10 protein-coding genes and 1 pseudogene are annotated in these 14,473 nt (G+C 70.0%); 8 read left to right on the forward strand and 3 right to left on the reverse strand.

The annotated features are described in order from the left end of the window. Window positions 1-14: 14 nt before the first annotated feature. The 3 genes from QE454_RS00380 (at window position 15) to QE454_RS00390 (ending at window position 4,393) form a co-directional block, all read left to right on the forward strand. The gene (locus tag QE454_RS00380) at window positions 15-1,409 is read left to right on the forward strand and encodes an O-antigen ligase family protein (RefSeq protein ID WP_307459181.1); all 1,395 of its coding nucleotides are present in this window, start codon (window positions 15-17) and stop codon (window positions 1,407-1,409) included. 102 nt (window positions 1,410-1,511) lie between these two features. Beyond that, entirely contained in the window at window positions 1,512-3,425 is a 1,914-nt protein-coding gene (locus QE454_RS00385; RefSeq protein ID WP_210072102.1) for a glycosyltransferase, read from the forward strand. Beyond that, the gene (locus QE454_RS00390) at window positions 3,422-4,393 is read left to right on the forward strand and encodes a glycosyltransferase family 2 protein (RefSeq protein WP_307459177.1); all 972 of its coding nucleotides are present in this window, start codon (window positions 3,422-3,424) and stop codon (window positions 4,391-4,393) included. Before QE454_RS00385 ends, QE454_RS00390 begins: the two co-directional genes overlap by 4 nt. Before the next feature lie 44 nt (window positions 4,394-4,437). On the opposite strand, the gene QE454_RS00395 is transcribed toward QE454_RS00390, so the two are convergent. The 3 genes and pseudogenes from QE454_RS00395 to glf all read right to left on the reverse strand — a co-directional run bounded on the left by QE454_RS00395 (window position 4,438) and on the right by glf (window position 7,628). Next, the gene (locus QE454_RS00395) at window positions 4,438-5,349 is read right to left on the reverse strand and encodes an SGNH hydrolase domain-containing protein (RefSeq protein ID WP_309668448.1); all 912 of its coding nucleotides are present in this window, start codon (window positions 5,347-5,349) and stop codon (window positions 4,438-4,440) included. A 142-nt stretch (window positions 5,350-5,491) separates the two neighbouring features. Further along, a pseudogene (locus QE454_RS17220) lies at window positions 5,492-6,484 on the reverse strand (acyltransferase family protein); the annotation flags it as partial. Between the two features lie 7 nt (window positions 6,485-6,491). Further along, a complete protein-coding gene (glf, locus tag QE454_RS00400) occupies window positions 6,492-7,628 on the reverse strand; it encodes a UDP-galactopyranose mutase (RefSeq protein ID WP_307459173.1) in 1,137 nt (378 codons plus the stop codon). Window positions 7,629-7,796: 168 nt separating this feature from the next. Here glf and QE454_RS00405 point away from each other — a divergent pair, with 168 nt between their 5' ends. The 5 genes from QE454_RS00405 to QE454_RS00425 are packed head-to-tail and all read left to right on the forward strand — an operon-like array spanning window position 7,797 to window position 14,460. Further along, on the forward strand, window positions 7,797-9,713 hold the full coding sequence (locus QE454_RS00405; RefSeq protein ID WP_307459172.1) for a DUF6541 family protein: 1,917 nt from the start codon (window positions 7,797-7,799) through the stop codon (window positions 9,711-9,713). Window position 9,714: 1 nt separating this feature from the next. Beyond that, window positions 9,715-10,911, forward strand: coding sequence for a glycosyltransferase family 4 protein (locus QE454_RS00410; RefSeq protein ID WP_307459168.1), 1,197 nt, complete (start codon window positions 9,715-9,717; stop codon window positions 10,909-10,911). Beyond that, on the forward strand, window positions 10,908-12,104 hold the full coding sequence (locus QE454_RS00415) for a glycosyltransferase family 2 protein (RefSeq protein WP_210072107.1): 1,197 nt from the start codon (window positions 10,908-10,910) through the stop codon (window positions 12,102-12,104). The genes QE454_RS00410 and QE454_RS00415 overlap by 4 nt, the downstream gene beginning before the upstream one ends. Beyond that, window positions 12,104-13,231 carry a glycosyltransferase family 1 protein gene (locus QE454_RS00420; RefSeq protein ID WP_307459164.1) on the forward strand — a complete coding sequence of 376 codons (1,128 nt, stop codon included), beginning with the start codon at window positions 12,104-12,106 and terminating at the stop codon, window positions 13,229-13,231. Before QE454_RS00415 ends, QE454_RS00420 begins: the two co-directional genes overlap by 1 nt. Further along, window positions 13,228-14,460 (forward strand): lipopolysaccharide biosynthesis protein, encoded by a 1,233-nt coding sequence (locus QE454_RS00425; protein ID WP_210072109.1) that lies wholly within the window; start codon window positions 13,228-13,230, stop codon window positions 14,458-14,460. The genes QE454_RS00420 and QE454_RS00425 overlap by 4 nt, the downstream gene beginning before the upstream one ends. The last annotated feature ends 13 nt before the right edge of the window (window positions 14,461-14,473 follow it).

The following is a 14,473-nucleotide window of genomic DNA, read 5'->3' on the forward strand; positions in this document are numbered from 1 at the left end:
ACCCTGAACACACCATGGCGATGCACACGAGTCACCCGGTGTCGGCGCTGCCGTCGGCGCCCGCGCGCGAGACGACGGGGCATCTGCTGCTGCGGGCATGGTGCGTGTTCGTCCTCGTCCTCGCCCTGAGCGGCGTGGGTCTCGTGAACGCCGTGGGCCCGGTCGCCACCGCCGTCGTCGTCGCGGCGACCGCCGTCGTGTCCGTCGTCGTCTGGGTCGTCGTGCGCCCGCCCCTCGCCGTCCGGCGTCTGCCGTGGATCGCGGCGGGCTACCTCGTCTGGTCGACGGCGTCGGTGCTGTGGAGCGCCTGGCCCGCGGCATCCGTGCTGACACTGCTTCTGTTGTGGGTCACGACTCTCCACGCGCTGTTCGTGGGGGCTGTGCTCACCTGGAGAGACGTCGTGCGCGCGATCGCGTCGGCGGCGAAGTGGGTCGTCGGGCTCTCGGTGCTGTTCGAGCTCGCGGTGTCGGTGATCGTGCGGGGTCCGCTGCTGCCGGGGTTCGTCGTTGCGACCGAGCCCGCGGTCGCCCCCTGGTCTCGCGGCGCCCTGCTCACGGGCGGCCGGATCCAGGGCATCTTCGGCGACGCCGACCTGTTGGCCGCGGTGATGCTCGTCGCGGTCGTCGTCTTCGGCGTGCGACTGGCCGTCGGTGCGCCGCGTCGCGCACTGCTGGTGGCGTGGATCGTCGTCGCCGGCTTCCTCTTCGTACGCGCGGAGTCGATCACGGGAGTCATCGCCGCGGCCTTCGTCGCGCTCGTGCTCGGCACGGTGCAGGTCATGCGCACCGCGCGCCGCCCCGGCGAACGCACGCGCTGGTACCTCCTGTACGCGGCGATCGGCCTCGGCGGCGGCGCGACGCTCTGGTTCGGGCGCGACACGATCTTCGGCGTGCTGGGCCGCGGTGCCGACCTCATCGGCCGCGAGGGGATCTGGGCCGACGTGCTGGCCCGGGCGGATCGGCATCCGCTCATCGGGTGGGGTTTCTCCACACCGTGGGTCACCTCGGAACCGCTCCTCGGCGGGTGGATCGTCGACCGCGGGCAGCCGGTCACCCAGGCGCACGGAATGTGGCTCGACACCTACCTGCAGCTCGGCGCCGTGGGGGTGGCGCTGCTGGCGCTCGTGTACCTCGCGTACCTGTGGCGCTCGTGGTTCTTCGCGGTCGACCGGCCGCGCTGGGATCTGCGGGACGATCGACCGCACTCCCCTCTCACCCTGTTGCCGACCCTCGTCGGTGCGCTGCTCGTCGTGCAGGGGCTCACCGACTCCGGCCCCCTGCTGCTGTGGGGCTGGATGTTCGTGATCCTCTTCGGCGCGAAGATCAAGCAGACCCCGCTCGTGGGCGTCGGCCCGAGCGAGCAGAGCATCTCGATCGAGCGCGGCGAGCTGCAACGACCGACGCCCTGAGCCGCGCGGGGGGCGTCGAACGCTCAGGGTGACGGGACCCGGGCCCGGTAGACTGCCCGCTGGCCGTCCGCGGCCGCGGCTCCTCGACCGAAAGATCTCTTCGTGACGTACACCCTGCAGAACGCCGTGCTGCCGCTCGACCGCGACCCCGACCTCCTCCCGTTGTACGTCGACCCCGAGACGTGGTCGACCATCGACGAGGAGCCGGTGCGGGTCACCAACGTCGCCCAGCTCAGCAACATCCTCGACCGCCACCGCGCCCGCATCGTCGCGGGCCGACGCGTCTCGTTCGGCACCTACTTCAACGCCTTCCCCGCCTCGTACTGGCAGCACTGGACGGCCGTGCGCCAGGTACGCCTGACCGTGCGCACCTCGGGGGATGCCACGGTGCTCGTGTACCGCTCGAACGGCGGCGGCACGAAGCAGCGCATCGAGACCCGCGAGGTGCGCGGCGACGCCGTCGCGACCTCGTTCGACCTCGTGCTGGATCAGTACAGCGACGGCGGCTGGATCTGGTTCGACGTCGCCGCCGATCGCGCGGACGTGATGTTCGAGGGTGCCGACTGGACCACCGAGCAGGAGCCCGTCCGCGCCGGCAAGGCGAGCATCGGGGTCACGACTTACAACAAGCCCGACTACTGCGTCGAGACGCTCAACGCACTCGCCGACGCCCCCGACGTGCTCGACGTCGTCGACCGGGTGTTCATCATCGACCAGGGCACCGACCTGGTCGAAGCGCAAGACGGCTACCCGGCGGTCGCCGACCGCCTCGGCGACACCCTCCAGGTGCTGCGCCAGCCCAACCTCGGCGGCTCCGGCGGCTTCGCCCGCGCCATGGTCGAGACCCTCGCCCGAGAGGGCAGCGATTTCGTGCAGCTGCTCGACGACGACGTGCGCATCGAGCCGGAGTCGATCCGCCGCTCGGTGGTGTTCGGTCGTTACGCCTCGGTGCCGACGATCGTCGGCGCCCACATGTTCGACCTGCTCGACCGTCCCAAGCTCCACGCCTGGGCAGAGGTCGTCGACGACGCCCCCTTCATGTGGCGCGCCCTGTTCCAGGAGCGCCTCCCCCACGACTTCAGCGTCGCCAACCTGCGCCAGAGCCCCCTGCTGCACATGCGCCTCGACGCCGACTACAACGGCTGGTGGATGTGCCTCATCCCCACCAGCATCCTGCGCGAGATCGGCCTGTCGCTGCCTGCCTTCATCAAGTGGGACGACGCCGAGTTCTGCGTCCGGGCCCGGGATGCCGGCTACCCCACGGTCTCCATGCCCGGTGTCGCGCTCTGGCACGTCTCGTGGCTGGGCAAGGACGACTCGATCGACTGGCAGGCGTACTTCCACGCCCGCAACCGCATCGTCGCCGCGCTCCTGCACTCGCGCTCACCGCAGGGCGGGACCCTCATCCGGCACAGTCGACGCGTCGACCTCAAGCACCTCATGATGATGCAGTACTACCCGGTCGAGCTGCGTCACCGCGCCCTGCGCGACGTGCTCTCCGGCCCTGACCACATGCGCGCGAATCTCGCCACGGCCATGCCCGACGCCCGCACGGTCGCGAAGAAGCACCCCGAGACCGTCGTGCACAAGGATTCCGGCGTGCCCCTGCGCTCGCGCCGCGGACGCCAGGTGTTCAAGCGCCTGAAGAAGCACGAGTTCGACAGCCCGACGGGTCTGGACCTGCGCACCTTCACCGCGCGCACCCTCTTGTCGCACTGGTTCCACGCCCCGAAGCCCGAGAACGTTCAGCAGCCCGAGGTCGAGTTCGGCAAGGGCGACGCGAACTGGTGGCGCGTCCCGCTCTACGACAGTGCCCTCGTGAGCGCCGCAGACGGCTCCGGCAAGAACATCTACACGCGCGATCGCGCCCTGTTCCGTCGGATGCTCGTCGACAGCTGGAAGCTGCACCGCCGCCTCCAGCGCGAATGGCCCCGCCTGTCCCGTCAGTACCGCAGCGCCCTGCCCGACCTCGTCTCCGAGGCCAACTGGCGCGCGACCTTCGAGGAGCGTCCGTGAGCACGGCCCCGTTCGACCCGAAGACCGCCACCATCGTCGTCGTCACCTACAACCGCACGCACCTGTTGACGCGGCTCCTCGAGAGCATCGAACGTATGGACCCGGCGCCCGGTCACCTCGTCGTCATCGACAACGCCTCGACCGACGACACCACCGCGGTGGTCGAATCTTTCCGCGACCGCCTGCCCACCGAGCTGGTCTATCGCCGTCTCGAGACGAACACCGGCGGCTCGGGCGGATTCAGCGAGGGGATGCGCACAGCCTACGAGCTCGGATCCGAATGGATCTGGCTCATGGACGACGACGTCGAGGTGGTCACCGACGGGCTCGCTCGCATGGGGCACTGGACGCCGCGCTTCCGCAGCATCCAGGGCCGTCGCTACGACTACGACGGCAGCGAGTTCTACTGGCAGTACCGCGTCGCCGAGTCGATGGCGATCCCGATCCCCTTCGCCCCCGCCGCCTTCGACGACTCCGGGTTCAAGCCGATGAACTCAGGCTGCTTCGAGGGCATGTTCATCCACCGCGACATCGTGGCGAAGATCGGCCTGCCCGATCCGCGCTTCTTCATCTACTGGGACGACCAGTTGTACGGCTGGCTGGCCTCGCGCCAGACGCCCTCGGTGATCGTCAACGAGTTCGTGCTGCGTCGCACCCGCGAGATCAAGCAGTGGGACATGGGTATCCGGCACATGAACGCGTCGAGCGACGCGTACCGGTACTACATCATGCGCAATCGCGCCTACCTGCAGAAGTACTACCGCGCGCTCGGCGTCTACCGCACCCTGCCCTTCACGCTCGGGACGACGCTCACCTTCGTGAAGGAACTCATCCGCCTCGTCGTGGTCGAACGCAAGATGACCGGCACGAGCCACCTGTTCCGTGGGCTCCGCGACGGCCGACGCATCCTGCGCGACTCCTCGTGGAAGCCGATGCCGCCGCTGGAGCAGTCGCAGCCCGTCGGCTGACTCGTCCGCGCTGACGCGACGCGGGACGCCTGTGCGTCCGCGGCTCAGCCGATCGTGGCCGGAAGCTGCTCGGCCAGGGACGGACTGAGCGTACGCGCATAGAGGCGGCTGAGGTGGTTGTCGTCGCGATAGACCGCGACGTTCCCGATCTCGCCGACGCAGACGTCGTCGGGGCAGATCCACGGCGTGAGGTCGACGAGGTGCAGACCCGGGCGGTCGAGGTCGTCGGCGGGATTCCGATCGGCGAGCGACGCCGACCGCGGAACCGCGCAGTCGAGCGGATCGTCGGACCCGACCACGCAGTCGTACATGTTGAAGGCGAAACGCGGGTTGTCGCGGACGCCCAGCACCGGCACCCCCGCGCCGTCCATCCGGTCGAGGAAGCGTTCGATTCCCGGGCGCAGACGCTCGTCGTCCTCTCCGGCATCCGAGCGCGTCACGACCGTCAACGCCGCATCGGGTCGCACTTGTTCGACGAGCTCGATGGCCGCCTCGCGCCACCCGTCGCAGCGCTCGTCCATGCCCGGCTCGTCGAGACCCATCGAGCAGCCCCCCTTGATGAGGAAGACCACGCCCCACCCGTTGGCCTCGGCCACCGGAAGCAGGGCGCTCGTGATCTGCTGCGCGTGCGAGTCGCCGATCACGGCGATGGTGTGGCGGGCCCGCGGGGTGCCGGTGGTCTCGGAGCAGGTCCCGCGCAGCATCTCGACGTCGTTCGCCCACTCCCCCGAGCACTCGCGGTCCAGGTGGACCCACTCGTCGTCGATCAGGGTCGGAAGCGGCAGCAGCGGGGCGTCGGCCGGAGGTTTCGACAACGAAGGATCGCGCAGCACAGCGGCCCCGGGATTGGACTGCAGCGCCCGAGCCTCGATCGCGCGCTCCTGCACCCAGGCCGACGCCTGCCAGGCTCCGACGGGAACGGCCACGACGGCGACGGCGACCGTGAGGACCACCACCGGTACCAGAGCGGAGGTGTCGGTCCTCCGCCAGGCACGCACGGGACGGTCGACGGCCCAGGTCAACAGTCGCGCGAGCAGGAGCGACAGACAGCACGATGATCCCCGCGCCGCCCACCAAGCCCACCTCGGTGCGGCCGTTCACGACGAGAAAGGTCACCAGAATCGGCCAGTGCACGAGATACAGCGCATAGGCATCGCGCCCCACGGCCTGGAGCGGGCGCGACGACAGCACCCGCGCGAGCGAGAACCGCCCGGTCTCGCCCGATCCCGACACCACGATGGCCGCAGCGCACAGCACCGGCCACAGCGCCAGGAACCCGGGAAAACCGCCCTGGACGTCGAGTACGGCACCCAGCACGAGGAGTCCGACGAGGCCCGCCCACCCGATCAAGGTGCGGGCGATCGCGCCGAACCTCACACGGGGCAACGCGATGACCAGCAGGGATCCCGCGGCGAACTCCCACAGTCGCGCCCCGGTGTCGAAGTAGGCGAGCTGCTGCGCCGACGCGGTGCGTACGACCGAGTAGACGAACGAGATCGCGAAGACGGCGCCGAAGACCACCCCCACCACGCGATCGGGAGACCACCCGCGACGCCGGACCACGATCTGGCACGCCCAGAGCAGGATCACCCACAACACGAAGGCCTGCCCCTGCACCGACATCGACCAGAAGTGCTGCAGTGGGCTCGGCACATCGGTGCGCGCGTAGTAGTCCACCGCGTCGGCGGCCAGGAACCAGTTCTGCACGTAGCCGAGGCAGGCCCACGCCTGCTCGGCGATCGAGCGGTGCATGGTCTCGGGGTAGAGCGTCCAGACCACCGCCAGGATGCCGACCAGGGTCACGGCCGCGGCCGGCAGCAACCGCCGGAACACACCGAGCAGGTGTCGGATCGGACGCACCGGGGCGGGGCCGGCCATCCGGCGCACGAACCCGCGGGTGAGGAAGAACGCCGAGAGCATCAGGAAGACGTCGACGCCACCCGAGACCCGGCCGAACCACACGTGGTACGACACGACCAGCAGGATGGCGACGGCGCGCAGCCCGTCGATGTCGCGACGGTACGCCCAACGCCCCTCCGTCTCCCGCTGTGCGGGCACAGGGCGGGTGGGCGACCCGAGGGTCAGATGCACGAGGACATCACGCGAGCTGGTTGTTCCACATCGACAGGGCGGAACCGATGGCCATGTGCATGTCGAGGTACTGGTAGGTGCCCAGGCGCCCGCCGAAGTGCACGTCGCGCTCGCCCTTGGTCAGCTCGCGGTAGGCCAGCAGGCCCGCGCGGTCGTCGGCGGTGTTGACCGGGTAGTACGGCTCGTCGGCGCGCGTGGCGAAGCGCGAGTACTCGCGCACGACGACCGTCTTGTCGGTCGGGTACCGGTCCGCGCGCTCGGGGTGGAAGTGCTTGAACTCGTGGATGCGCGTGTACGGCACGTCGGCGTCGGCGTAGTTCATCACGCTGGTGCCCTGGAAGTCGCCGATCGGCAGCACCTCCTGCTCGAAGTCGAGGGTGCGCCACGACAGCTCGCCTTCGGCGTAGTCGAAGTAGCGGTCCACGGGCCCGGTGTAGACCACGGGCACCTGGCCGACGGTCGCCTTCTTGTTCAGCGGCTGCGACTCGTCGAAGTAGTCGGTCGAGAGCTCGACGTCGATGTTCGGGTGGTCCGCCATGCGCTCCAGCCACGCGGTGTAGCCGTCGACGGGCAGACCCTCCCACGTGTCGTTGAAGTAGCGGTTGTCGTAGGTGTAGCGAACGGGCAGGCGCGAGATCACCTCGGCGGGCAGGTCCTTCGGATCGGTCTGCCACTGCTTCGCGGTGTAATCACGGATGAACGCCTCGTACAGGGGCCGACCGATCAGGGCGATCCCGCGTTCCTCGAGGTTGGCGGCATCCTTCGCATCGAACTCCCCGGCGAGCTCGTGCACGAGCGCGCGTGCCTGGTCGGGCGTGTACGCGGCTTGGAAGAACTGGTTGATGGTGCCGAGGTTGATCGGCAGGGGGAAGACCACGTTCTTGTGGGTCGTGTACACGCGGTGCACGTAGTTCGTGAACTGGGTGAAGCGGTTGACGTACTCCCACACCGTCGGGTTGGAGGTGTGGAAGAGGTGAGCACCGTACTGGTGCACCTCGATACCCGTCTCGGGTTCGTCCGCCGAGTAGGCGTTGCCGCCGATGTGGTGACGGCGGTCGATGACCGTGACCTTGCGGCCCGCGGCGGCGGCACGCTCGGCGATGGTGAGGCCGAAGAAGCCGGAACCGACGATGAGGAGGTCCATGAAATGCTGCGTCTTTCGTGTCGAGGGTGGGGGCACGACCCCGCGGGAGACGTCCGATCGATACTACCCGGGGCGCATCCGAGCCCCCCGCGGCCGCGCTCAGCGGCCCCGCAGAGACCGTCCGATACGATGGCGTGTCGAAACGGCCGCGGACGGAGACGGAATTGCATGGGTGACTGGATCAGCGCGATTCCGGCGTACCTCGCGGTCGCTGCTGTCCTGATCATCCCCGGCGCCGCCGTGGTCGTCGCAGGCTGGGGCTGGCGGAGCCCTCAGCGCCTGCTCCTGGCCCCGGCCATCTCGGTCACGATCGCCGCCGTCGCGGCATCCGTCGCTCCCCTCGTGGGTCTGCGGTGGAACCTGATCCCCCTCGCCCTGGTCACGCTCCTGGTCGTCGGCATCGGTCTCGTCCTGCGCCGCTTCGCCAGGGTCGACGCGGCTCCCGCCGCACGCCGGACCGGCCTGGTCGCGCTGCTGTCGCTGGGCGCGACGGCCGTCGTCAGCGCCGTCATGTTCGCTCGAGCCTTCGGCGCTCCCGACAACATCGCGCAGCGCTTCGACAACATCGTCCACCTGAACGCGATCGCCCTCGGCCTGCAGAACGGCAGCGCTTCGCCGTTCCAGATCGGGTCGACCTCCGACATCGGCTTCTATCCGAACGCCTGGCACGCCCTCACCACCCTCGGCGCCGAGCTGACGGGCGCGAGCGTCCCCGTCGCGGTGAACGGGTCGAACCTGGCGATCGTGTCGATTCTCTGGCCCGCCTCGGTCATGGCTCTCGCCGGAGCATTCTTCGCCCAGCGGCGCACCGCCTATGTCGTCTCCGCCGCGCTGTCGACGGGGTTCGGGGCTTTCCCCGCCCTGTTCTTCAACTGGGGCGTGCTGTACCCCAACCTCGTCGGTTACGCGATGCTCCCCGCGGCCCTCGCGGTCATCGTGACGATGCTGCCAGAGCGCGGCGCGCCCGCCCTGGTGCGCTCGGCTCTCCTCGTCGCCCTGCTGGCCGGCGGGACCTTCCTCGGCCACCCCAACGCGTTCCTGAGTCTGTTGTTCTTCGCCGCCGCCGTCGTGGTCACCACCTTCGCGGTGCGCGCGATCACCGACCGCACCCGCGGAGCTCTTCTCGGGCTGTTGATCTCGGTCGTCGCTTTCGCCGTGGCGATGGCGGGCACCGTCGCGGTCTTCCGCACGGGGGCCGAGCACTCGGGCTGGGCCCCGTGGCAGCAGCTGTCGCAGTCGCTCGGCGAGGGCCTGTTCGCCGCGCCCCGCGGGTTCACCCCGACCGTGGTCGCATCCCTGCTGCTGATCGCCGGTTTCGTCGCCGTCGCCCGTCGCCCGCGCCTGCTGACGGTGCTGGCTCCCTTCGCCGTCGCGGTGACGCTCTTCGCCGTGGCCTCGGGGCTGCGCATCGACAGCCCCCTTCGTCAGCTGCTCACCAACCCCTGGTACAACGACTCGAACCGGCTCGCCGCGCTCCTGCCGCTGGTGGCCATCCCCGTCGCCACCCTCGGCGCTCTCGCGATCGTCGATCTCGTCCGAGCGGGGGTTCGCGGTCGACGCGTGCCGGGATGGCTCCACGTCGGCGCCGTCGTCGTCGGTGTCGCCGCCGTGTTCTCGGTGGCCGTCGGCCCGAACGTCCGCATCGCGCTCAGCCAGGTGCACGAGGCATACGCCTACACCGACAGCTCCCTGATCCTGTCGTCCGACGAAGAGGCCCTGCTCGAACGCCTCGACGACGAGACGCCGCCCGACGCCCTCATCGCCGGGAGCCCCCGGACGGGTGCCTCTCTCGCTCTCGCCTTCGCCGACCGCCAGGTGACCCAGAAGCACGTCTTCGGCAACCCCTCCCCCGAACTGCTCTTCCTCAACACACACCTCCGCGACATCGACTCCGACCCGGCCGTGTGCCGCACGGTCGACGAACTCGGCATCGACTACGTGCTCGACTTCGGCACCCAGGACGTCATCGATCCGGCGGGCGCGGCGGCATACAACGGCATCCAGGACCTCACTGCCGGCACGCACCTCGTGCTCGTGGACTCCCAGGGTCCCGCCGCGCGGCTTTTCCGCATCGAGGGGTGCTGACGTGTCGCGCTCCTCGACCGTGGCGGTCGCCTACGACTGCCTGTTCCCGTACTCCACGGGCGGCGGCGAGCGACAGTACCGTGCCTTCGCCGACGAGCTGGGCCGCACGGGCCTCGACGTCGACTACCTGACCGCCGTGCAGTGGGACGCCGCGACCCCGAGGGAAGAGCACTTCCGCGTCGTGCCGGTCGCCGGCCGTCTCTCGCTCTACTCCACCGATGGGGTCCGCCGCATCCCCGCCGCGCTGCGCTATGCGGCGGGACTGTTCGGCGCACTCCTGCGCCGCCGCCGCCGTTACGCGGCCGTCATCGTCAGCGGCCTGCCCATCTTCAATGTGTTCGCGGCTCGACTCGCCCTACTCGGCTCCGGGACGCGCCTCGTGGTGGACTACCTCGAGGTGTGGCACCGCCGTCAGTGGATCGAGTACTCGGGCGTCGTCACCGGCACGATCGCCTGGGTCCTGCAGCGCGCCGCCATCGCGATCACCCCGCTGGCCACCTGCCACTCCCAGCTCTCGGCCACGCGTCTTCGTCGTGAGGGGCTGCGTCATGCGCCCCTCGTCAGCCCCGGGCTCATCGATGGCGCCGCCGAGGTGGCTCCCCCCTCGTCGGCCGTGACTCCGCCGTACGTGCTGTACGTCGGCCGCCACATCCCCGACAAGCGCGTCGAGGTGCTCCCCGCCGCCGTCGCGGCGGCGCGCGAGAACCTCCCCGACCTCCGCCTGGTCGTGCTGGGCACCGGGCCCAGCTCCGAGGCGGTGCGCGCCGAGGTGCGACGCGTCGGCGGCGAGGACTGGACCGACTTTCCGGGCTTCGTGTCGGATGCCGAACTCGACACACTCCTGCACGGCGCGCTCGCCCTGGCCAATCCCTCACGCCGCGAGGGGTACGGCCTCGTCGTCGTCGAGGCCAACGCCCACGGCACGCCCGTGATCCTCGTCGCCGACGAAGGCAACGCCGCGACGGAACTCATCGACGACGGCGTCAACGGCGTCGTCTCCCCCACCACCCGCCCCGCCGATCTCGCCCGGGCCATCCGGGACGTCGCCGCCGGCGGTGACGACCTGCGCCGCACCTCGCGCGCCTGGTACGACACCGCCGTCGACACACGCACCATCCGCCGAACCGTGGACGGGATCCGCGCAGCCCTCGCGCTGCCCGCACCGACCGCGGTGAAGACGAAAGAAGACACCCCGTGACCACTCCCGCACCGTCCGACGTCGAATTGACGATCCTCATGCCGTGCCTCAACGAGGTCGAGACGCTGGAGGTCTGCATCCGCAAGGCGCAGGGCTTCCTCGAGCGCAGCGGCATCCGGGGCGAGGTCCTGATCTCCGACAACGGCAGCACCGACGGCTCGCAGGCCCTCGCCGAGGGTCTCGGCGCGCGCGTCTCGCACGCCCCGCGTCGCGGATACGGCGCCGCTCTCATCAACGGCATCGAGGCGGCCCGCGGCCGGTACATCATCATGGCCGACGCCGACGACAGCTACGACTTCGAGAACCTCGAGCCCTTCGTCGAGCGCTTGCGCGCCGGCGCCGACCTCGTCATGGGCAATCGCTTCCGCGGGGGCATCGAGCCGGGCGCCATGCCCCCGCTGCACAAGTACCTCGGAAACCCGGTGCTCTCGTTCATCGGCGAGCTGTTCTTCAAGCCCGGCATCCGCGACTTCCACTGCGGCCTGCGCGGATTCAACCGCGCCCGTATCCGCGAGCTCGACCTGCAGACCACCGGCATGGAGTTCGCCTCCGAGATGGTCGTGCGCGCCTCGCTCGCCCGCTTCCGCATCGAAGAGGTGCCCACGACCCTCAAGAAAGACGGTCGCTCGCGCCCGCCGCACCTGCGCAGCTGGCATGACGGGTGGCGTCACCTGCGCTTCCTCCTGCTGTTCGCTCCGCGCTGGCTCTTCGTCTACCCGGGCCTCGTGGCCTTCTTCTTCGGCGCCGTCGCGGTCGGCGTGCTGTCGTTCGGTGGTGTCCGCATCGGCGACGTGGGCTTCGACGTGACGACCATGGTCTACGCGAGCGCGCTGTGCGTGATCGGGTTCCAGTCCCTGCTGTTCTTCTGGTTGACCAAGCTCTATGCCACGCAGGAGGGGTTCCTCCCCACCAGCGAGAGATACCGGCGCATCGTGGCGAAGTGGTCGGCCGAGCGCGGTCTGCTGATCGGTGTGGGCCTGTTCTTCCTCGGCATCGTCATCGGCATCGTGCAGGTGGCTCTGTGGGGGAACCTCGACTTCGGGGCGCAGAACGCCGCCCAGGCCGTGCGCATCGCCGTCCCCAGCGCGCTGTTGATCATCCTCGGCTTCCAGACCGCGATGATGAGCTTCTTCTCGGGCGTGCTGACCACGCCCCGGCGCGAGCAGCGCCCCGAAGCCGTCATCGAGAGCTGATGGCCGAGCGCCGCATCCTCGTCGACCTCCTCGGGTTCACCGGCTCACGCGGGGGCACCGAAACCTACGTCCGCGAACTGCTGCCCCGTATCGCCGGTCTTCTGCCGGAGACGCGCTTCGCCGCGGTGACCGGTCGTGCCGGCACCGACCGCGTGTCGGCCTTCTTCCCCGGGCACGTGCAGACGGTGCCGTGGGTGGGCTCTGACCCGGCGACGTGGGCCCTCGGCGCGGTCACGTCGACCGACCTGCTCGCGCGGCGGGGCCGGGCCGACCTGGTGTGGGCACCGGCCAACTTCGGGCCTGTCTTCCGCGGCGTCAAGCGCGTGGTCACCGTGCACGACGCGATCTACGACGAGGTGCCCGGCGGCCTCGCCCAGCGCGCGCAGCGCGCGGTGACGTCGACCCTCATGCGTCGTTCGGCGCAGACCGCCGACCGCGTGATCACGGTGTCGCACGCGGCGGCCCACAGCATCGGGCGCTTTCTCGGCGTTCCCGCCGGTCTCATCTCGGTGGTGCACAACGGCAGCTCCGAACCGCGACCCGTCGCCGAGCCCGACGGCATCCTGTCGCCCTTCGCGCTGCCGGCGGGCCGACCCCTCGTGCTGAGCGTCGGCAACCGCATGCCGCACAAGAACTTCCCGGGGCTGCTCGCCGCTCTCGCGACCATCTCCCCCGCCGATCGACCCGTGACGGTCATCGCGGGCAGCCGCTTGCCCGATCCGCTCGCCGGTGACGTGACGCGACTGGGCCTCGAGCGCGACGTGATCCTGCCCGGCTGGGTCAGCGACGAGCAGCTCGAGGCTCTCTACCAGGCCGCCGCCCTCTACGTCTGCCCCTCCCTCGCCGAGGGCTTCGGCCTCCCCGTCGTCGACGCACTGCGCCGGCGGGTTCCCGTCCTCGCCCACGATGTCCCCGTCCTGCGGGAGGTCGGCGGCGACGCGGCTCACTACGCCGATGCGACGGATGCCAACGCCTTCGGCGCCGCGATCACAGCGGCGTTGCGGACTCCCGCCGACGACGCCGCGCGGTCCGAGGCCCAGCGGTGGGCGTCGCGCTTCACCTGGGACGCCGCGGCCGAGGCGACGGCGCGAGTGCTCGACAAGGTGCTATCGGAGCGCGGCCGGTGAAGGTCCTTCTCGCTCGTCTGATCGGCTTCGGCACCGCGCCGATGATCGTCGCCGTCGTGCCGCTGCTGGTGCTGCCCATTGCGGCGCGTATCCAGGGAGCCGACGGGTGGGCGGCGATCGGCACCGGCCAGGCGCTGGGAAGCCTCCTCGCGATGATCTCGAGCTACGGCTGGAATGTGGCCGGTGGAGCCCGCATCGCCATGGCGGAGCACGACGACGCGCGGCGCGAGGTTTACGCACACAGCTTCTGGTCGCGTCTGGCCGTCTTCGCCGTCGTGGGCGGGGTGACGGCGTGGATCGCCGCAGCCCTTGTCGGCGGAGCGTTCGGCGGAGTCGCTGCACTCGTCGTACTGGCGACGGGTCTGACCGGCCTCACCATGTCGTGGTACGCCGTGGGCACGGGTCGCGCGCGGATGGTGCTGTGGTACGAGGCGATCCCGATGGCGATCTTCACTGCGGGAAGCGCCCTGGTGATGCAGCTCACCGGCCAGATCGTGGCGTATCCGCTTTTGATGATCGCCGGCACCCTCGTCGGACTCGCCGCCCTCCACGTGCATCTGTTCGGCCGGGTCATCCCCCCGTTCCACCTGGCCGGCATCGGCCGGAGCTTCCGACAGAACCTTCCTCTCGCGAGCGCGGACGGCTTGGGGGGCAGCTACACGACCGCCCCCGTGCCGATCACCCAGGGGCTGGTGGGGACACAGGCAGCCGCCGAACTCACCTCGGCCGACAAGCTTTATCGCGTCGGTCTGACCGCGATCCTCATCGTCGGCAACACCCTGCAGAAATGGGTCCTCGAGGCCTCGTGGGAGCAGGGCCGCACGCGGCGGCACCTCGTGGCGCTCGCGCTGCACTTCGTCGTGGGGATCGTGGGCCTGCTGGTGCTGATCCTTCTCGGCCCCTGGCTGACGGCGGCGTTTCTCGGATCGGCGGTCGCGCCTCCCCCGTCGATGTTCCCGGCCTACGGGGTGACATACCTCATCATCTCGCTGACGACGCCGCTCATCCGCAACGTTCTCGTCCCCGCGAATCGGAACCGCGTCGTCCTCGCCGCGATCATCTCGTCGGCGTGCGTCGGACTGCCCGTCATGGTGCTGCTGGGGGCCACCGTGGGAGCGACCGCGGTGGTGTGGGGGTTGGCCGCGTCGGAGGTTGTCGTGCTCACCATCGTCGGTATCGCGGCGACGAAGGAGATCCTCAGCCAACGAGCGCTCGTCGCTCACACCTGAGACGGTGCCCGCC

The organism is Microbacterium sp. SORGH_AS_0454, assembly GCF_031453395.1.
Classification (GTDB): Bacteria; Actinomycetota; Actinomycetes; order Actinomycetales; family Microbacteriaceae; genus Microbacterium.

Coding starts and splice junctions, on each gene's coding strand:
- QE454_RS00380 (WP_307459181.1), top strand. CDS start 15: ATGGCGATGCACACGAGTCACCCGGTGTCGGCGCTGCCGTCGGCGCCC.
- glf (WP_307459173.1), bottom strand. CDS start 7,628: ATGGACCTCCTCATCGTCGGTTCCGGCTTCTTCGGCCTCACCATCGCC.
- QE454_RS00405 (WP_307459172.1), top strand. CDS start 7,797: ATGGGTGACTGGATCAGCGCGATTCCGGCGTACCTCGCGGTCGCTGCT.
- QE454_RS00420 (WP_307459164.1), top strand. CDS start 12,104: ATGGCCGAGCGCCGCATCCTCGTCGACCTCCTCGGGTTCACCGGCTCA.